This is a genomic window from Streptomyces sp. NBC_01537 (assembly GCF_045040445.1).
Lineage (GTDB): Bacteria > Actinomycetota > Actinomycetes > Streptomycetales > Streptomycetaceae > Actinacidiphila.
The window spans coordinates 6,783,996-6,801,932 of the sequence record NZ_CP109392.1; the positions used below are offsets into that span (position 1 = coordinate 6,783,996).

The window sequence follows — 17,937 nt, forward strand, 5'->3', positions numbered from 1 at the left end:
CGGCCGGGGTATCGGTTTCGGTCGCATGTTCTGGGTACGCGGTGAATGTCAGGCCGACGGCGCATTTGCCGGAAAAGGCCTGCTGCCAAGGAATGGAGGATGCGATGTCGTCGACAACCCTCGCCATCGTCATCGCCGCCGCCGCCGCCGTCGTCGTCGTGGTCCTGATCGCGTTGGCCCTGCGGACCATGCTCCGGCGCCGTCAGCTGCGGGAGCGGTTCGGGCCCGAGTACGACCGCACGGTCAAGGCGAAGCACAGCCGCCGAGCGGCCGAGCGTGAGCTGAGTGCGAGGGAGCAGCGGCACGAGGACCTGGATATCAGGCCGCTGCCCCAGACCGTCCGGAGCCGGTACGCCCGGGAATGGACCGGCGTCCAGGAGCACTTCGTGGACGACCCCGACCAGGCTGTGAGCGAGGCGGACCAGCTGGTGATGACGCTGATGAGCGAACGCGGCTACCCGACCGAGGGATATGAGCAGCAGAAGCGCGATCTCTCCGTGGAGCACGCCGAAACACTGAAGCACTACCGCCTCGCCCACGAGATCAACGGACGCACGGGCGAGCGCGACACGTCGACCGAGGAACTGCGCAGCGCGATGGTCCACTACCGGGCGCTGTTCGAAGAACTGCTGAAGGACGACACCGCTTCGAGCGGCAGCCGTTGAGCACGTTGAGCACGTAATCGAGGTGAAGGACATGCGACGAGAGCCCGGAGAGCCCGCGTTCGGACGCGACGAGACTGCCGAACCCACCCAAGGGGGCCTGTCCACCGAGGACATCGCCCAGACCGAGACAACACAGGACGACGACCGGACCGCGGCCCGGACCACCGACAGGGACCGGGACGACAGGTCCGCGCCCGGGCCGGTGCCCGACGATGCCGCGCCGCTCCTCGAACCCAAGCAGGCCGACGACCTCCGCCTGCGGTGGCAGGAGATCCAGCAGGGATTCGTCGATGACCCCCAGAGCTCCGTGCGCGCGGCGGACAGCCTCGTCGCCGAGGTCATGCAGCTGCTCGCCACCACCTTCGCCGACCACAAGCACGGCCTCGAAGGGCAGTGGCACCGCGGCGAGGAGGTCGTCACCGAGGACCTGCGGATAGCCCTGCGGCAGTACCGGTCCTTCTTCGACCGTCTCCTCAGCGCCTGACCAGACCAAGGGCCACGGGCCAAGGGCCACGGGCCACGACAGGGAGGCATCCGATGAGCAAGATCAAGGAATTCGTGGACGTCGATGTCCCGGTCCACGCGGCGTACAACCAGTGGACCCAGTTCGAGGAATTCCCGAATTTCATGCAGGGAGTGGAGCGGGTGACCCAGCTCGACCCCCGTCACAACCACTGGGTGACGAACGCGTCGCGTGGCGCACGGTGTCCGTGACGTGGAGCAGATGGGTGTCGTGACCTTCCAGCAACTGGACGAGGGCCACACGCGGGAGAAGGCCGCCGACATGACCGGCGTCCTGGACCGCCGGGCCAAGGGCGATCTGCGTCGCTTCACGGAGTTCATCGAGGGGCGCGGCGGTGAGACGGGAACGTGGCGTGGCCGCGTCTCCCCGGCTGATCGGCGACACGGGAGAGGGGCTGGACGCGATGGCGGGCGTCTCGGGTCTGCGGCGGGTGTGGCGGGGCTCGACGGTGGGGCGGGTGTGGCGGCAGGGCGGCGAGCTTGAGCTGTTGCAGCGTTCCATGGGCTTCGCCGCCCTCGGATTCGTCACGCTGGTGCCGTTGCTGATCGTGATCGCCGCGGCGGCGCCCCCGTTCCAGCGCACCGGCTTCGCGCAGTGGGTGATCGACGGTATGGGCCTGTTGCCGCGGCCTTCTGCGGCCGTACGGGAACTGTTCGCCGCGCCGGCCCGGGTGGTGAGCGCGACGAGCGCGTTCAGTCTGCTGGCTCTCGCGGTGTTCGGGCTGACCTTCGCCGCGAGCGTGGAGACCGGCTACCAGAAGATCTGGGAGCTGCCGGCCAGTCCGTGGCACAGCGTGTGGCGCCGCGCGGTGTGGCTGGCGGCCCTGACGGCGTACCTGTTCGCCGAGGCGCAGAGCGGGACCGTACTGCGTCGCGGATGGCAGCAGAACGGCGCTCGCATCGTCCTCACCCTCGTCTTCGGTCTGCTGTTCTTCTGGTGGGGCCAGCGCTTTCTGCTCGGCGGCCGTATCGACCGGTGGGCGGCACTGCCCGGAGCCGTGCTGACCATGCTCGGGCTGGTGGGGCTGCGCTGGTTCTCCTCGCAGGTCTTCTCGCCACTGATTGTCACGAACGCGGTGAGCTACGGCTCCGTGGGGACCGTCCTCATCGTGCAGTCCTGGCTGATCGGCGTTGGCTTCGTCGTCTTCGGGGGCGCGCTGCTCGGCCGTCATCTGTATGAGTCCCGGAACCGGAATCGGAACGGGAACCGGAAGGAGACAGACACATGAGTGCCGGAAAGAAGGCCAGGAACGCGGGTCAGACCATGAAGGGCAGGGCGAAGGAGGCAGCGGGCAAGGCGACGGGCGACAAGGGTCTGGAGACGGAGGGCAAGGCGGAGCAGGTCAAGGGCGACGCCAAGCAGACCGTCGAGAAGGGCAAGGACACCTTCCGCCACTGAACCCGGTGAACCCACCGAAAGCGGCCGGCCGCGCACACGACGTGCGCGGCCGGCCGTCTCGCTTCTGGCTCAGGCGGCGGGAGCGGCAGGATCCTGCCGCTGGATGCCGGGGTGCGCGAACGCCGACCCGTCGGGGGTTTCCAGCAGGTATACGGGTACGGGGCGGCCGAGACAGCGCACGAGGAACGGGCCGCCGGCCCGGGCGGGCGGGACGAGACTCTGGGCCGTGACGGCGGTGATGCGCGCCGACTGTTCCGGGGTGACCGCGGCGGTCACGACGTGCCTGCCGTCCTGCAAGGTGACCAGGAGCCGCTCGGGCCGGTCCGCTCTTGCGTGGACACCGGTGGCCAGGCCGGTGAAGTGGACCTCGTCCGGGTGCCGGCTGTGTTCGGTGACGGGTTCGACGACAGGTTCGGGGATGGCCGCCGTGAACAGGGCGCGGGTGTCGGTCAGGGCGAGCAGGCGTTCCACGCAGGGGGCGGCGGCCCGCAGGGTGACCGTGGTTCCGGTGGCTTCGGCGTGCTGGCGTACGCGCAGCAGGACGTTGAGCCCCGAGCAGTCGCAGAACCGGACTGCGGCCAGGTCGAGGTCCAGTCCGCCGGGGAAGGCGAGCGCATGCTCCAGCGCCCGCTCCAGCGTCCGGGCGCCTTCGAGGTCTGCCTCGCCCGAGACGCGGGCGACCGTGCGGCCGCCGGTTCGGTACAGGCGTACCGACAAGGACTCGCAGGCGTACTCCGTCGGCTGAGAGGTTCCGGGGGTGCACATGATGGGGGCTCCCAACTCGTGGCCACGGATATCACTCGTCAGCGTCCACCCGCACCTCGTCACACGTCAAGGGATACATGAATTAAAAATCGTGTTTTTGCTTGCGTGAATTACAGGGCGTACGGTCGAGGTATGGCTGAAGTGCCACAACAACGCATGGGGTGGACGTTCCTGACGAATCACGCCCGGGTACTCGGCGCGATCGCCCAGGACCCCGGTATCCGCGTACGTGACATCGCGCAGCACTGCCTGCTCACCGAGAGGGCCGTCCAGAAGATCATCTCCGACCTGGAAGCCGACGGATACCTCACCCACATCCGCCAGGGGCGCTCCAACCAGTACCACGTCGCCACCGGCACCCTCCTGCGGCATCCCGCCGACGCCGGATCGACCGTCGCCGGCCTGCTGGCCGTCATCGCCAGGCACGACGCCGACCGGGACGGGCCGCGCCCCGCGGACTGACGTTTGGGCCCGGGCTGTCCGGCAAGGCGGCCAACGACGAACGATCGATCGCATCCGGAAGGAGGGTGCGGATGCATGTTCATCTCACTCCAGGGCAGGACGGTGGCCTTTCTGGTCGCTCCGGAGGGCGTCGAGCAGATCGAGCTGACCGATCCGTGGCAGGCCGTGCAGGAGGCGGCCTGGACGCCACGGCTGGTGTCCACCAAGGGGGGACGGGTCCAGGCGTTCCACCACCTGGACAAGGCCGACACCTTCGCGGTCGACGAGACCGTGGCGGCGGCGTCCCCGGACGGGTACGACGTCGCTGCCGTCCGCCCTTGCCGCTCGGCGGCCGGTCCGGTGGCGACGCGGAGGGCGCAGTTCGAGCCATTCGTGGATCGGCTTCCCGCCTGCCCCGGGGGCGGCCGACAGTTCCCCGGTCAGCTCGATGGCGCGTTCGTAACTGTCGACATCGATCATCATCCAGCCGGCGATGAGGTCCTTGGTCTCGGCGAACGGGCCGTCGGCGACCGGCGGGTGCCCCTCACCGTCGTAGCGGACGAACGTCCCCTCGGGGGCGAGTGCCTGACCGTCGACGAATTCGCCGGTCCCCTCCAGCCGGGCCGCGCGGCTCCCGGAGGCTCAAGCAGAGCACTGTCGGCTACTGGGCGTGGAGCACTTGGCGGGCGGCGGCGTTCTGTCGGCGCTGGAGCGAGTTCCAGGCGGTGAGCGTGCTCGCGTGCTTGGTGAGCCATGTCTGCTGGACTGCGTTGAGCCGGGTGTAGGAGACGCGCAGGTAGTCCGTGTCGCCCTTGCAGCGCACATCGGCGTGGGCGGCGGAGTTCGTGCTGAGGTCCGTGTCGCGGGGCAGGCCGTAGAGCAGGCTCAGGGGGTCCTTCTGCTGGAATCCGGCCTCGTGCATGCACTGCGCCCAGCGGGCGTTCGCGGCACGGAAGGCGGGGTCGTTGTTCAGTTGTTTCCGAGCCTCTTGCTCCCCCTCGCCGAGCTGGATGTCCAGTTGCAGCCATTGCAGGCGCTCGTCTCCGAGCAGCCGTTTCTCCGCCTCGGCCTGACAGCCGTCGGCGGGCCGGCTGACTTTGATCAGCTTGCCATGGGCGGAGATCAGCTTGTCGGGATCGCCGTAGAGGGCGCGGTTGAACTCCTTGCTCTGCGGCACCTCCGACGGGCCGTCTTCGGCAGCGGAGGTGCCGGCAGGGGTGAGGGTCTCCAGGCCGAACGGTGTCGGGTGCTCGGCAGCGGTCCCGGACGGCTTCGGGGCCGGGGCGGGCCGGTAGCGGAAGCCGAGCTTTGTCATGCACGCGATGGTGAGTTGCCGTTGTGCCTCGTCGATCCGCCACTGGGCGTCGGTCGGCGCGTGGAGGAGGCGGTAGAGGGGCAGGCGGGCGCTCAGTTCGTCTGCGGTGGCTGCCTGCTGACGGGCGGCGGACACGGGCTCCCCGGACCGGTCGGCGAATGCCCAGGCGCCACCGGCGACCATGAGGACGAGTGCGAGAACGACGGTCTTGCGTGACACCACAGTCTTTTCCTCCTCGGTCGGGAGGGTCCGGCGGACCGTGGCCGCCGGACCCGTGGCGCTGGTGGGGGTCAGTAGCAGCTGCCCGGATTCGTCGTGCTGAGCGCCAGGGAACTGGCGTAAAGGGTGTCGGTCAGTTGCTGGACCTGGCTGCCGGGCTTGACGCAGAAGAGCATCCCGCCCCCGCTGTTGATGTCCAGGTAGTACTTGCTGTAGTAGCCGCCGCTGCTGGAGTTGCTGGCCGAGAAGGCGTTGTCGTTCACGACCCGGCCGTAACCGTCGGTGCCGTAGGCGGTGCTGTTGAAGTAGTCGTCCGTGAATTTCGGGTCGCTGTTGAAGTAGATGTGCCTGGCAGAGTTGAAGCCGTTCCAGAACAGACAGTGGTAGCCGCTGTCGCAGTGGGTACCCGCCGACGCGGGCGACGCGAAGACCGCGCCGCCGGCGGCGACCATGGCGGCAAGGCCGACGACCGTGGCGAGCCTTCTGAGCGAACGTGCCCACGTGGTGGTTCGTGCCGTAGCCACGGTGGCTGCACTCTCTGCACTCTCAGTGAACGACATGTCTGGTGCCTTCCGTTTCCCGTTTCGGTTGACTGCGCGGTGCTGACGAAGTTACGGAAGCGGGGGCGCACGGTCGTCCGGTGGGAGGTTGAGGTTGCCGTCCCACCACGGCGGTAGCCGGGACGGCTCTGCAACTCCCGCGGTAGCACGACCACCACGATCGGTTGACGCCGGGGCGGGTGACGCGGGCTTACGTCTCGCGGGTGCGGCGGACATGCCGTCCGGTAACTCATGGACGGACCGCCAGGGCCGTAGGACGGCTCCGGAGGATCAGGAGATCGCGAAGGTGATGGCCCCTGTCATGGCCGGTGAACTCCTCGTTCCCTACCCCGGCACCTGGGCAGGCCCGCCGTACCGACTGCGAGCCGGACGGCCGGTGATCGCCGATGATCCGGGGGTTACCGCGATCGTCGTCGACCGCGACAGCGGCACGGTCCTGCTGCTCGACGAGGACGGGGAGTCCGTGCTCAACAGTTCCCCGGCCATGCTGGTGGAATGTGCCCGCCGCTACACCGCCGCCGTACCCGCCCCGGACGCCGACGACGACCGGTGGGAGGCCATCGGCAGGGATCTGCCGGCCCGGATCCGCGTGATCGATCCCGCTGCGGCCGACGGCGAGAGCTTCTGGGCGGTGGCCGCCGAAGAGGTCGGCTACGGCATGCACGGCCCGACCCGACCCGTCCCGCGACGTCCCGGCCTGTCCACCGGTCGAAGACGCGACTGCTGCCGGCGATGACCGATGACCAGCGCGCCGGGGTATTCACACCCGGCCAGTGGCGACGGCTCACCGCGGCAACCGATCTGACGGTCGCACCGCCCCTGCAACGGCTCCGCATGGCGCTGGACACAATGGCCCGGACGGCGCCCCTACGGGCCCGGCCCCTGCCTCGACCGGAAGTTCTGGTGGTCTGCGGCGACCACGCCGGTGAGCCGTCCGGCGAACTGGAGCGCGGCCTGCTGGACAGGCTGCCCGCAATGCGGCTCATCTGCCACCTTGCCGCCCCTGACGCGCCTTCCCGGGCACCCTCCGCACCCGGAATCCCCACGGTCGTGGTCGCGGGCACCGACCCCGCCTCGGCGATCCTCACCGCAATGGCGGCCCAGGGACTGTAGCGACCCGTTCGATTCGGCGCCGCTGCAGGCGCTTCTGCCGCTTGACGTGGTCAGGACGCGGGCAGTCCCCAGCGTGGCGCGGGCCCGTTCGGGGTCACCGGAGCGAGGGCTGTCGGCGGGCGGCTGCCGTGCGGACGATGTGGAGCACTGCGGCAAGTCGCGCGCCGGCCCGGCCGGCCGGCACCAGGGCGATCGCCTGCACCATGCCCGACAGCACAACGGTGGGGCTGTTCTTTCTCGCCCAACCATGGGTTGAACTGCGCCTGCAACCAGGGTGGTTGCTGGTCTACCCCCAGGGGTGTAGCTGTGGTGGAAAGCGGGGTGGAGCGATCGCTTGGGGCCTACGCTCGGACGATGTTCGCGCAGCGCATGTGGAGCGGGGCGGTTCGCCAGGCCTTCCCACAGGTGGCGGACATCGTCTACGCGGTGGTGTCGGTCTGGATCTCGAGCACCGCGCTGCGCAACCTGCCCGACCCGCACGGCTACTGGCGGCAAACCGATGTATGGGCCTACGTGCTGATCGCCCTGGTCTATCTTCCGCTGGCCGTGCGCCGCCGGGCTCCCCTGACCGTGCTCATCGGCACGGCGGCCTGCGTGCTGTGTTACTTCACCCTGGCCTACTACCACGTGGTCGTTGTCAGCGGACTGGGCCTGGCGCTCTACACCGTCGCGGCGCAGTGCCCGCGCAGGGTCGCTGCGAAGTGCGCCGCCGCATCGCTGCTCGTGCTGCTGTGGGGCGCGCGGCTCGCCGAGCCCGGGAACGGCCCGTTCAGTGTGGCCTTCGTGATCGTGATGGTCGCCGTCGCCTGGGTGACCGGCGACCGGTCCCGCCGGCTCGCGGAGCGCGGCGAGCGCCTCGCGGTTCTCACCGAGCAACTGCGCCTGGAGCAGGAGGAGAAGGCCCAGCGGGCCGTCATGGCCGAGCGCATGAAGATAGCCCGTGAACTGCACGACGTGGTCGCCCACCACGTGTCCGTGATCTCTGTGCAGACCGGTCTGGCCGGATACGTCTTCACCTCCGATCCGAGGACGGCCCGTGAGGCGCTGGAGATCATCGAGGGCAGCGCCCACGAGGCCATGGCGGAGATGCGCCGCATGCTGGTCGTGCTCAGGGAAGGGACCGAGCGTGCCCAGGAGGAGGAAGGAGCGGGCGACCACACCGCGACCCCCGGGCTCGGGCGGCTGGACCAGCTGGCCCGGCGCGTCCAAGCCGCGGGCGTCCCCGTCGACGTCCGGATCACGGGCGCCCCGTTCGCTCTGCCGCCAGGCGCCGACCTGTGTGTCTACCGGGTCATCCAGGAAGCTCTGACCAACGTCATGAAGCACGCGCCGGCGGCGAACGCGAGCGTCACGGTGCACTACGACGAGGCCGCGGTCCGCGTCCGGGTGGCCGATGACGGACAGGAGGCAATTCCCGTCGGCACGGCCGCGGGGCCCGCCGGCCATGGTTTGATCGGCATGCGTGAGCGGGCCGGTATCTACGGCGGGACGGTGACCGCCGGCCCGGGCCCGCAGGGCGGGTTCGAGGTCGCACTGACCGTCCCCGTGCCCCGCGACAGGTGAACCAGCGTCTCGGCTCCCGGCCGGGTAGCCGCGAGGAAGGCGACACCACGCCTGCCCACAGTGCTCGTTGATTTGCGCGGAGATCCGGAACCACGAGTCGTGCAAGCTGACCTCCGGCCAGGGAAGAGCGCACATCGGCCTTCGCCGCTTGACGGCCTGCAGCTCCAGGAGGGCCACCCAGTTGGCCCAGTCGCCCAGCGAGTGCCGGGAGCCCGCCCGGACCGGTTGGCGGTGTACAACCTGAGGTGTAGCTGTGGTGGAAAGCGGGGTGGAGCGATCGCTTGGGACCTACGCTCGGACGATGTTCGCGCAGCGCACGTGGGGCGGGACGGTTCGCCAGGCCTTCCCACAGGTGGCAGATATCGTCTACGCGGTGGTGTCGGTCGGCATCATGGGCACGATGCTGCGCAACTGGCCGAACTCGCAGGGCTACTGGCGGCAAACCGATGTATGGGCCTATGTGCTGGTCGCCCTGGTCTATCTTCCGCTGGCGGTGCGCCGCCGGGCTCCTCTGACCGTGCTCGTCAGCACGGCGGCCTGCACGCTGTGCTACATGACCCTGGGTTATTACCACGTGGTCGTCGTCTGCGGACTGGGCCTGGCGTTCTACACCGTCGCGGCGCAGTGCCCGCGCAGGGTCGTGGCGAAGTGCGCCGCCGCATCGCTGCTCGTGCTGCTGTGGGGTACGCGGCTTGCCGAGCCCGGGATCGGCCCGCAGAGTGTGGTCTTCGTGACCGTGACGGTGGCTGTCCTGTGGGTGACCGGCGACCGGTCCCGTCGGCTCGCGGAGCGCGGCGAGCGGCTCGCTGTGCTCAGCGAGCAACTGCGCCTGGAGCAGGAGGAGAAGGCACAGCGGGCCGTCATGGCCGAGCGCATGAGCATAGCCCGTGAACTGCACGACGTGATCGCCCACCACGTGTCCGCGATCTCTGTGCAGACCGGCCTGGCCGGATACGTCTTCACCTCCGATCCGAGGACGGCCCGCGAAGCGCTGGATACCATCGCGGGCAGCGCCCACGAGGCCATGGCGGAGATGCGCCGCATGCTGGTCGTGCTCAGGGAAGGGACCGAGCGTGCCCAGGAGGGTGCGGGCGACCCCACCGCGACCCCCGGACCCGGGCGGCTGGACCAGTTGGCCCGGCGTGTCACCGCCGCGGGCGTCCCCGTCGACGTCCGGATCACGGGCGCCCCGTTCGCTCTGCCGCCAGGCGTCGATCTGTGTGTCTTCCGGGTCATCCAGGAAGCTCTGACCAACGTCATGAAGCACGCGCCGGCGGCGAACGCGAGCGTCACGGTGCACTACGACGAAGACGCGGTCCGCGTCCGTGTGTCCGACGACGGACAGGAGGCAATTCCCGTCGGCACGGCCGCGGGGCCCGCCGGCCATGGTTTGATCGGCATGCGTGAGCGGGCCGGTATCTACGGTGGGACGGTGACCGCCGGCCCCGTCCCGCAGGGCGGGTTCGAGGTCGCACTGACCGTCCCCGTGCCCCGCGACAGGTGAGGAAAGTGTCTCGGCTCTCGGCCGGGCAGCCGCGAGGAAGGCGGAACACACGCATGCCCACAGTGCTCGTCGTGGACGACCAGTTCCTCATCCGTTCAGGACTGGTCGCACTCCTGCGGGCCGCACCGGGAATCGAGGTCCTCGGCGAGGCGCGGGACGGCGAGGAGGCGATCGAGATGGCCGCGCAGACCGGACCCGACGTGATCCTGATGGACATCCGGATGCCGGGGATCAGCGGGATCACCGCCACTGAGCGCATCCTCGCCCAGGCTGCGCCCCCGCTCCCCAGGATTCTCGTTCTGACGACCTTCGACCTCGACGAGTACGTCTACGGCGCGCTGAAGGTCGGCGCCTGCGGCTTCTTGCTCAAAGACACCCCACCGGACCGGCTGCTCGCCGCCATCGACACCGTGCACGCCGGCGACATGCTGTTCAGCGCCTCAGTGATCAAAGGGCTCATCGAGACCTACACTCCCCGCCCGGCCGCGCCCGAGCCGCATTCCGGGCTGGAAACGCTGACTCCCAGGGAGTTGGAAGTCCTCGGGCTGGTCGGAGCGGGCATGTCCAACTCCGACATCGCCCAGCGACTCGTGCTCAGCACAGCGACCATCAAGACACACGTCAACCACTGCATGAGCAAGCTCACGCTGAACAGCCGCGCCCAGGCGGTCGTCTTCGCATACGAGACCGGACTGATCTCCCGGGGCCCCGCAGCCTGGGGCACGGACAACACCTGAGGTGTCATTCAGTACATCGCCGCCGAACTCTCCCTCGGCGACGGCGTGTTCGCCTGCACCCACTTCGTACGCGCCGGCCGTCCGCGCATCGCCGTCTCCTTCGCCCTGCCCGACGAGGAGACCGCCGCCCGCACCCGGGACCACCTCGCCCGGGAGCACCCCCGGGACGGACACCGGCGCGACCGCGCGATACGTACGGCTGGTCTTCACCGCCAACACCGGCTGGCCCGCCGGACAGGCGTCGGAGGCTCGGCTCTACGCGTCGTGAAGCGTCAGAACTGCACGTCCGAGCAGGAGTAGAAGGCGTTGCTCGTGTCGGCGATCGTCCACACGGCGAGGATGAGGTGCTTGCCGGTCTTCCCGGTCGGGATCGGGCCCTGGTGGACGGCGGTGGTGCCCGGGCGCGCGCCGTTGTAGGGGACGGTCAGGAAGGGCTGCGACTCCAGGCTGGCGCGGGTGAGCGGCTTGGCCGGGTCGTAGCCGGACTTGGTGATGTAGTACCGGAAGTCCGTGGTGGCGTGGGACGCCGTGAAGCGCCAGGTAAAGCTGTAACTCTGGCCGCCGGTCACCTTCGTGGCAGGCCACGCGCCGCCGCGCGGGGCGTCCAGCTGCGCGAACCGGCTGTTGCCGCCGGCGCATATCGTGCCGTCGGCGGGCCCTGACGTGGGAAAGCCCTTGGGCCCTTCCACGCTCTGCGGTTCGTACGGATGTCACCGCAGTTGGTGACGGTGCCGTTGGCACAGAGCGCCTGACGGCTGGCGGGGAGGTTGGTGTAGCCGTGACTCCGGGCGCTGCCGGTCGCGACGACGGTGAGGAGGGCGGTTCCCAGATCACGGCCATGCCAATCTTCTTGCGCAGGCTGGCTCCTGGAGAACGTGGGGAGTTCCGGGTGCGTGCGGGGGTACGCGAGCACCGGCCTGGATCAACTCATCCGACCTGTGAAACGTCAAGAATGAGCGTTGGTCGGCAAGAGCCGCCTAGATCCTCGAAGGACTCATAATCCGTCGGTCGTGGTTTACGGGTCGCCGAGGGCAAGGCGCGCGGCCGGGGGCGCACGGCACGGTTCCTGCTGAGGGACGCGCCGCCTATGGCGACGGCTTGCGCCCAAGTCCGGCGTGGTGCTGCCTACTTCGTGCACACGGACTTGCGGACGCCTTGTCGTGATCAGGATCCAGCCAGCGGCGACGTTGCGATCGCAAGTGTCTGATGACTCGGTGCACTCTGCGATCCGGCTATTGAGAAGTTGCTGGTCGAAATATTGACGGTTGTTGACTGCCCATTGGTTCTGCGGAAATAGGTCGTCTTCCGTTCCGCGAGCGTTCAACTGGCTTTCCCTGCCCGCGCTGTGCGTTGTCCCTTAGTTTCCTGTGGGCCTTGAAGGGAGGACCCATGGACACACTCCTCGCAGTCCGGGCTCGTGGGATCACCAAGTGTTTCGGCGACGTCGTCGCACTCGACGGCGTCGATCTGGATGTGGCGCAGGGGCAGATCCACGGCTTGGTCGGACCGAACGGCGCCGGAAAGACGACATTGCTCGGCCTCCTGCTGGGCCTGGCCGTCGCCGACGGCGGCGGCCTTGAGATCCTGGGTACGCCGGTCGGGCGGGGGATCGCCGCTCCCGACGGTGTGGCCGGCTTCGTGGACGGGCCGGGTCTCTACCCGTCGCTCACCGCCAGGCAGAACCTCGCCGCGCTGGCCGCTCTGCGTGGCCGGGACGCGCGGACGACGGGGATCGACGATGTGCTCGACGAGGTCGGGCTCACCGATGTCGCCGACGACCGGGCCCGCGGCTTCTCCCTCGGGATGCGTCAGCGGCTCGGGCTCGCCGCCGCCCTGCTCACCAGGCCACGGCTGCTCGTGCTCGACGAACCCTCCAACGGCCTCGACCCGGCCGGGAAGAAGCACGTACACGGTGTCCTCACCAGGCTCGCGGCGGACGGCACCAGCGTCGTGCTCTCGAGCCATCGCATGGACGACCTGGAGGCGTTGTGCTCCGAGGTCACCATCGTCGCCACCGGGCGGGTCGTCTTCTCCGGCCCGCTGAGCAAGCTGGCCGCCGAGAGCCGTGAACTCGACTATCGGCTGCGCACCTCCGACCCGCAGGCCGCCCGCGGGCTGGCTGCCGGCACGGCCGGGATCCGGGTCGTCGACGACGCGGGGGCACGGTACGACGCCGGGGTCCTCGTGGTGCGCGCGCTGGTGCCCGCCCTCGACGAACTGGTGGTGCGGCTCGTGCACGCGGGCATCTCGGTGCGCGAGCTCGCACCGGTGGTGTCGCCGCTCGAGGCCGCGTTCCTCGCCCTCACCGAGCAGCAGGAGGCAGGCCGATGACCGCGACCGCGACCATCGCCGATGACAACGTTGCCGCGGCCCGCCCCGTCTCGGTGGCGCGCGGCTACCGCTTCGAACTGGTCAAGCTGGTCTCGCAATGGCGGATCCGCTTGCTGGTCCTCGCCTGCTGGATCGCTCCGGCGCTCTTCGTCGCCGGGGTGAGCCAGCAGAGCACGCTCCCCTCCGACACCCTCTTCGGTCGCTGGATGCACGCCACGGGGTGGGCCGGACCGCTGGTGATGCTCGGTTTCGCGGGCACCTGGGCGCTCCCGCTGCTGACCTCGGTGGTGGCCGGCGACGTGTTCGCCTCCGAGGACCGGCTCGGCACCTGGCGCCACCTGCTGGTGGCGGTTCGGTCGCCTCGACGGATCTTCGTGGCGAAGGCACTGGCCAGCGTCACCGTCATCCTGCTGCTCGTGGCGGGGATGGCGGGTTCCAGCGCGGCCGGTGGGGTTGCGGCGGTCGGCAACCAGCCGCTGGTCGGCCTCGACGGCCACCTGCTGGCGCCGGCGGACTCCGCCGGCAGGGTCCTGCTCGCCTGGGTCTGCGTACTCGCCCCGACCCTGGCCCTCGCTGCGATCGGACTGCTCGGGTCGGTCGTGCTGGGGCGGTCCCCGATGGGGCTGCTGCTGCCCGCGCTCGTCGCACTCGGGATGCAGCTCGCCCAGATGCTGCCGCTGCCCGTCGCCGTACGCGTCGCCCTGCCCAGCTACGCCTTCATCGCCTGGAGCGGTCTGTTCACCGGCCCGGCCCAGGTCGGCCCGCTCCTGATCGGCATCGTGGTCAGCCTGGTGTGGGCCGTGACCGCGACCGCGCTGGCGTACCTGCTCTTCCTGCGGCGCGACTTCACCAACGTGACCTACGACGGCTCCGGGCGCCGCGCGATCACCATCGGCCTCCTGCCGCTGGCCGGACTGGTCGCCCTCACGGTCGCGGTCGTCGCCGTGGCGACCCCGTCCATGGGTTCCGGAATCGGGCAGGACAAGGTCCAGCGGTCCCTCGCCACGGTGTTCGCCCACCTCTACCGCCTGCAGACCCGGCAACTCCACCGCCCCGCCGTCACCGAGGCCCAGCTGCGGACCACGGCGGCGTGCACCAAGAGCGACGGCCAGGCCGCCCAGGAGGGGGCGGGCAACGACTGGCGCTGCGTCGTGACCTGGCATCTCCCCGGGGTCGCGGTCGCGGGGACGGCCATCTACCAGCTCGACATCACCTCGGACGGTCGGTTCGTGGCGGATGGCGACGGTCCCAAGGAAGTCAACGGCTACTTCCTGGTGCGGACTTCGACCGGAGACGCCCCGAATCCGCTGTGGCAGTTCGACGGCAACGTCGAGTTGCTCGACACCCACTGAAGGGACAGTTCCGTGCAGGTAACCCGCCAGCGTCGGATCAACGAGAAGAAGAAGGTCAACCTCTTCGGCAGACACGTCGGCCGCCGGACCCTGCTGGTGACGACGGGCATCGCCGTCGCCCTCGGCGTCACGGGCACCGCGGTCGCCTCGACGTACCAGTTCGGCACCCAGCAGGTCGGCCAGACCACCGCCAACGGCCAGGTCATCTCCAGCGACCAGTACATCAACCCGTACGGCACCCGCACCGTCGTCAACGACGGCAAGATCATGTCGTCGACGGTCAGCCCGGACGGCACCCACCTCGCGGCCTCGGTCGCCGACGGTGACGCGTCGCTGGTCGTCATGGACCTCACGACCGGTCAGGTCAAGCAGAAGGTCGGCACCAACGCGACGGACGACCTGCGGATCAGCAGCGGCTCTGTCGGCCAGGAAGGCCCGACGTACTCGCCCGACGGCAAGCAGCTGTGGCTGGGCCAGGCCGACGGCTACACCAAGTTCACCGTCAACGCGGACGGCACCCTCGCCGACCCGACGGCCGTACCGATCGCGGCCGACGGCTCCAAGCACGCCCTGGTGGGCGCGGCGGTGTTCTCGGCCGACGGCTCCACCGTGTACTCCGCGGTCAACGGCCAGAACCGGGTGGTCGCGATAGACGCGGCGACCGGAACCATCGAGCAGAGCTGGGCCGTCGGCAACGCCCCGCGCGGCATCGCTCTGGTCGGCGGCAAGCTGTACGTCAGCAATGAGGGCGGGCGCCCGGCCAAGGCCGGCGACACCACCATCAACTCCTACGGCACCGATGTGCCCGCCGACCCCGACACCGGTGCCAGCACCACCGGCACGGTCAGCGTCATCGACACCGCGGCCCCGTCCGCCGCCGTCGGCACCATCGACGTCGGTCTGCACCCGACCGCGGTGTACGCCAAGAAGGGGGCGGTGTTCGTCACCAACACCGCCGACAACAACGTGTCGGTCATCGACACCCGCAAGGACAAGGTCGTCCAGACCATCGCCACCCAGCCGTGGCCGGAGGCGTCGGTCGGCTACGAGCCCAACGCGGTGACGCTCACCGACGACGGCCGTCTGCTGGTCACGCTCGGTCGCGCCAACGCGGTCGCCGTCTACCGTTACACCTCCCCGCAGCAGCCCGCCCGTTACGTCGGCCTGCTCCCGACGGACTACTTCCCCTCGGGGATCACCACCGTCGGCAAGCAGGTGGTCGTCACCAACACCCGTGGCATCGACGCGCTCCGCCCCGACAGCGCCGGCCACAACACCCATGACACGACGTCGAGCCTGACCCGGTTCACGCTGCCGAGCGACCTCGTCGTCAAGTCCCAGACGGCCAAGGTCTTCAAGCAGAACGGCTGGACGGCCGGCTCGGTCAAGACGGCCAACGGCAAGAGCCACACGAAGGCCGTCCCGGTCCCGACGCGCATCGGCGACCCCTCGACGATCAAGCACGTCTTCCTGCTCGTCAAGGAGAACCGCACCTACGACCAGGTCTTCGGTGACCTCCCGCAGGGCAACGGCAACTCCTCGCTCACGCAGTTCGGCGAGAACGTGACGCCCAACCAGCACGCGCTGGCCCAGCAGTTCGGGCTGTACGACAACTTCTACGACATCGGCACGAACTCCGCCGAGGGCCACAACTGGCTGATGCAGTCCGACAATCCGGAGTACACCGAATCCTCGGCCGGCGAGTACACGCGCAGCTACGACACCGAGAACGACGCCCTCGGCCACCAGAAGACCGGCTTCATCTGGACCGGCGCACAGGCGGCCGGCAAGACCGTCAAGGACTTCGGCGAGTTCCAGTCGCTGGAGACCAAGCCGTCCGGCGCGACCTGGCAGAACCTGTACTGCGACAGCAAGAACATGGCCGCGACCGGGGCGCAGACCGCCTTCCCCATCAAGACGGGCTCGGCGATCCCCTCGCTCAACGACGTGTCGGTGCAGGGCTTCCCGATGTTCGACCTCACCGTTCCGGACATCTACAAGGAACAGATCTGGAAGCAGGACTTCGAGAAGAACGGACCGGCGAACCTGAACATGTTCTGGTTCTCCAACGACCACACCGGCGGCCCGGCGAACGCGGCCGCCGAGGTCGCCGACAACGACCTCGCGGTCGGCAGGATGGTCGACGAGATCACGCACAGCAAGTACTGGAAGGACTCGGCGATCTTCGTCGTCGAGGACGACTCCCAGGCCGGCCTCGACCACGTCGACGGCCACCGCGCTCCGGTCCAGGTCATCAGCCCGTACGCCGAGCACGGCACCGTCGACGACCACTACTACTCGCAGATCACGATGGTCCGCACCATCGAGCAGATCCTCGGGATCCACCCGATGAACCAGCTCGACAGCGCGGCCACCCCGATGTACGGGGCGTTCACCCGGAAGGCGGACGACACGCCGTTCACGGCGGTGCCCAACCGGACCTCGCTGACCCTCGGCGTGAGCCCCCAGCCGTCCTGCGGCTCGGACATCCCGGCGGCCCAGGACACCGAGGCGGCGGCCGCACCGACATCCGTCACGGTGCCGGCGGCCGAGAAGAAGGTCGCGGCGCAGTGGCAGACCTGGGCGTCGCACCAGCGGCTGACCGGCCCGAACGCCGTGCCCGACTACGCGAACCCCGCGCAGATGAACCGCTACACCTGGTACCAGACGCACAACTGGACCAAGCCGTACCCCGGCGACAGCAAGATCTACGCGCCCAACGACGTGCCGGGCGCCTACCTCCCGTCGTCGGAGTCCGACGGCTGACGTAGGCCGATCGCGTCAAGAGGTCCCTGGCCGGCGTCACCGCGGGCCAGGGACCTCTTCTGCCCGGTGTGCAGCTACAGGATTTGGCGAGTTCGAGACCCTCTCCTGAACCGGCGGGATCGACCTTCACGACCCTTCAGCCCGTCCATCCTGAGCGTGTTCGGGACGCGTTCGGGACTCAAGGATAGGAACAGACCGACAAAGACGAACGAGGGCCGACGCTCCTCACTCCTTCTGACCAGCAAAAACGTTATGGATGAGCATTGATCGGCAAGGACCGCCAAGATCCTCAAAGGACTCATAATCCGTCGGTCGTGGGTTCGAGTCCCACCCGCCCCACTCCGGCATGGCCCTGACCTGCGGAAACGCTCCTCGTGGGGTGTCGGATCGTCAACTTCGGTCGAACGGAGTCGGATCCGCTGCTCGCGACTTTGGTGCCTCTGCGGTCTGCGTCGGCTGATGCTCATCTGACCTGCACGGATGCGTCGGACGCATAGCTGGTGCGAGTCGCGGCAGGTGACCCGTGCGGCGATAGAGCCGTGATGTGGGGACGATGTGAGGACATCGGAACCCAGAAAGTGTCCCCCGGCCGACGCATCGGAGCCAGCAGCTGCAAGACCGTCTGCAGACCCACACGTCGTCGTCCGCAGCGGAGGTCAGCCCGCTGATCTGTTCGACGAACGTC

17 protein-coding genes and 4 pseudogenes are annotated in these 17,937 nt (G+C 69.0%); 16 read left to right on the forward strand and 5 right to left on the reverse strand.

What is annotated here, in order from left to right:
• The first annotated feature begins 104 nt into the window (after positions 1–104).
• The 5 genes and pseudogenes from OG607_RS31220 (at position 105) to OG607_RS31240 (ending at position 2,586) form a co-directional block, all read left to right on the forward strand.
• A complete protein-coding gene (locus OG607_RS31220) occupies positions 105–665 on the forward strand; it encodes a hypothetical protein (protein ID WP_405730572.1) in 561 nt (186 codons plus the stop codon).
• A gap of 31 nt (positions 666–696) precedes the next feature.
• Complete coding sequence (locus OG607_RS31225; protein WP_405730574.1) at positions 697–1,149, forward strand: hypothetical protein; 453 nt, start codon at positions 697–699, stop codon at positions 1,147–1,149.
• A 53-nt stretch (positions 1,150–1,202) separates the two neighbouring features.
• Positions 1,203–1,671 (forward strand): annotated as a pseudogene (locus OG607_RS31230) (SRPBCC family protein).
• A gap of 16 nt (positions 1,672–1,687) precedes the next feature.
• Positions 1,688–2,416, forward strand: a complete 729-nt coding sequence (locus OG607_RS31235; RefSeq protein WP_405737166.1) for a ribonuclease BN — start codon at positions 1,688–1,690, stop codon at positions 2,414–2,416.
• Positions 2,413–2,586, forward strand: a complete 174-nt coding sequence (locus OG607_RS31240) for a CsbD family protein (RefSeq protein WP_405730576.1) — start codon at positions 2,413–2,415, stop codon at positions 2,584–2,586. The genes OG607_RS31235 and OG607_RS31240 overlap by 4 nt, the downstream gene beginning before the upstream one ends.
• A gap of 69 nt (positions 2,587–2,655) precedes the next feature.
• Here the strand turns inward: OG607_RS31240 and OG607_RS31245 are convergent, their stop codons facing one another.
• Positions 2,656–3,351, reverse strand: a complete 696-nt coding sequence (locus OG607_RS31245) for an STAS domain-containing protein (protein ID WP_405730578.1) — start codon at positions 3,349–3,351, stop codon at positions 2,656–2,658.
• A 132-nt stretch (positions 3,352–3,483) separates the two neighbouring features.
• Between OG607_RS31245 and OG607_RS31250 the strand changes: the two genes are divergently transcribed.
• On the forward strand, positions 3,484–3,813 hold the full coding sequence (locus tag OG607_RS31250) for a helix-turn-helix transcriptional regulator (protein WP_405730580.1): 330 nt from the start codon (positions 3,484–3,486) through the stop codon (positions 3,811–3,813).
• A 75-nt stretch (positions 3,814–3,888) separates the two neighbouring features.
• A pseudogene (locus tag OG607_RS31255) lies at positions 3,889–4,113 on the forward strand (DJ-1/PfpI family protein); the annotation flags it as partial.
• Between the two features lie 51 nt (positions 4,114–4,164).
• Here the strand turns inward: OG607_RS31255 and OG607_RS31260 are convergent.
• From OG607_RS31260 to OG607_RS31270, 3 genes and pseudogenes are all read right to left on the reverse strand, one after another.
• Positions 4,165–4,419, reverse strand: a pseudogene (locus OG607_RS31260) (YciI family protein); the annotation flags it as partial.
• Positions 4,420–4,453: 34 nt separating this feature from the next.
• Positions 4,454–5,329, reverse strand: coding sequence for a hypothetical protein (locus tag OG607_RS31265; protein WP_405730582.1), 876 nt, complete (start codon positions 5,327–5,329; stop codon positions 4,454–4,456).
• Positions 5,330–5,397: 68 nt separating this feature from the next.
• Positions 5,398–5,850 (reverse strand): hypothetical protein, encoded by a 453-nt coding sequence (locus OG607_RS31270; protein ID WP_405730583.1) that lies wholly within the window; start codon positions 5,848–5,850, stop codon positions 5,398–5,400.
• Positions 5,851–6,187: 337 nt separating this feature from the next.
• Between OG607_RS31270 and OG607_RS31275 the strand changes: the two genes are divergently transcribed.
• The 6 genes from OG607_RS31275 (at position 6,188) to OG607_RS31300 (ending at position 11,103) form a co-directional block, all read left to right on the forward strand.
• Positions 6,188–6,622: an SUKH-4 family immunity protein gene (locus OG607_RS31275; RefSeq protein ID WP_405730585.1), complete on the forward strand. Its 435-nt coding sequence runs from the start codon at positions 6,188–6,190 to the stop codon at positions 6,620–6,622.
• On the forward strand, positions 6,619–6,999 hold the full coding sequence (locus OG607_RS31280) for a hypothetical protein (RefSeq protein ID WP_405730587.1): 381 nt from the start codon (positions 6,619–6,621) through the stop codon (positions 6,997–6,999). Before OG607_RS31275 ends, OG607_RS31280 begins: the two co-directional genes overlap by 4 nt.
• A gap of 354 nt (positions 7,000–7,353) precedes the next feature.
• On the forward strand, positions 7,354–8,562 hold the full coding sequence (locus OG607_RS31285) for a sensor histidine kinase (RefSeq protein WP_405730589.1): 1,209 nt from the start codon (positions 7,354–7,356) through the stop codon (positions 8,560–8,562).
• Positions 8,563–8,863: 301 nt separating this feature from the next.
• Entirely contained in the window at positions 8,864–10,066 is a 1,203-nt protein-coding gene (locus tag OG607_RS31290; protein WP_405730591.1) for a sensor histidine kinase, read from the forward strand.
• Positions 10,067–10,119: 53 nt separating this feature from the next.
• Positions 10,120–10,803 (forward strand): response regulator, encoded by a 684-nt coding sequence (locus OG607_RS31295; RefSeq protein ID WP_405730593.1) that lies wholly within the window; start codon positions 10,120–10,122, stop codon positions 10,801–10,803.
• A gap of 45 nt (positions 10,804–10,848) precedes the next feature.
• Entirely contained in the window at positions 10,849–11,103 is a 255-nt protein-coding gene (locus OG607_RS31300; RefSeq protein WP_405730595.1) for a hypothetical protein, read from the forward strand.
• On the opposite strand, the pseudogene OG607_RS31305 reads toward OG607_RS31300, so the two are convergent.
• Positions 11,076–11,632: pseudogene (locus tag OG607_RS31305) on the reverse strand (lytic polysaccharide monooxygenase). The gene OG607_RS31300 and the pseudogene OG607_RS31305 overlap by 28 nt on opposite strands.
• A gap of 560 nt (positions 11,633–12,192) precedes the next feature.
• Between OG607_RS31305 and OG607_RS31310 the strand changes: the two are divergent.
• The 3 genes from OG607_RS31310 to OG607_RS31320 are packed head-to-tail and all read left to right on the forward strand — an operon-like array spanning position 12,193 to position 17,252.
• On the forward strand, positions 12,193–13,134 hold the full coding sequence (locus tag OG607_RS31310; protein ID WP_405730597.1) for an ABC transporter ATP-binding protein: 942 nt from the start codon (positions 12,193–12,195) through the stop codon (positions 13,132–13,134).
• The gene (locus OG607_RS31315; protein ID WP_405730598.1) at positions 13,131–14,486 is read left to right on the forward strand and encodes an ABC transporter permease; all 1,356 of its coding nucleotides are present in this window, start codon (positions 13,131–13,133) and stop codon (positions 14,484–14,486) included. Before OG607_RS31310 ends, OG607_RS31315 begins: the two co-directional genes overlap by 4 nt.
• Positions 14,487–14,498: 12 nt before the next feature.
• A complete protein-coding gene (locus OG607_RS31320; protein WP_405730600.1) occupies positions 14,499–17,252 on the forward strand; it encodes an alkaline phosphatase family protein in 2,754 nt (917 codons plus the stop codon).
• The last annotated feature ends 685 nt before the right edge of the window (positions 17,253–17,937 follow it).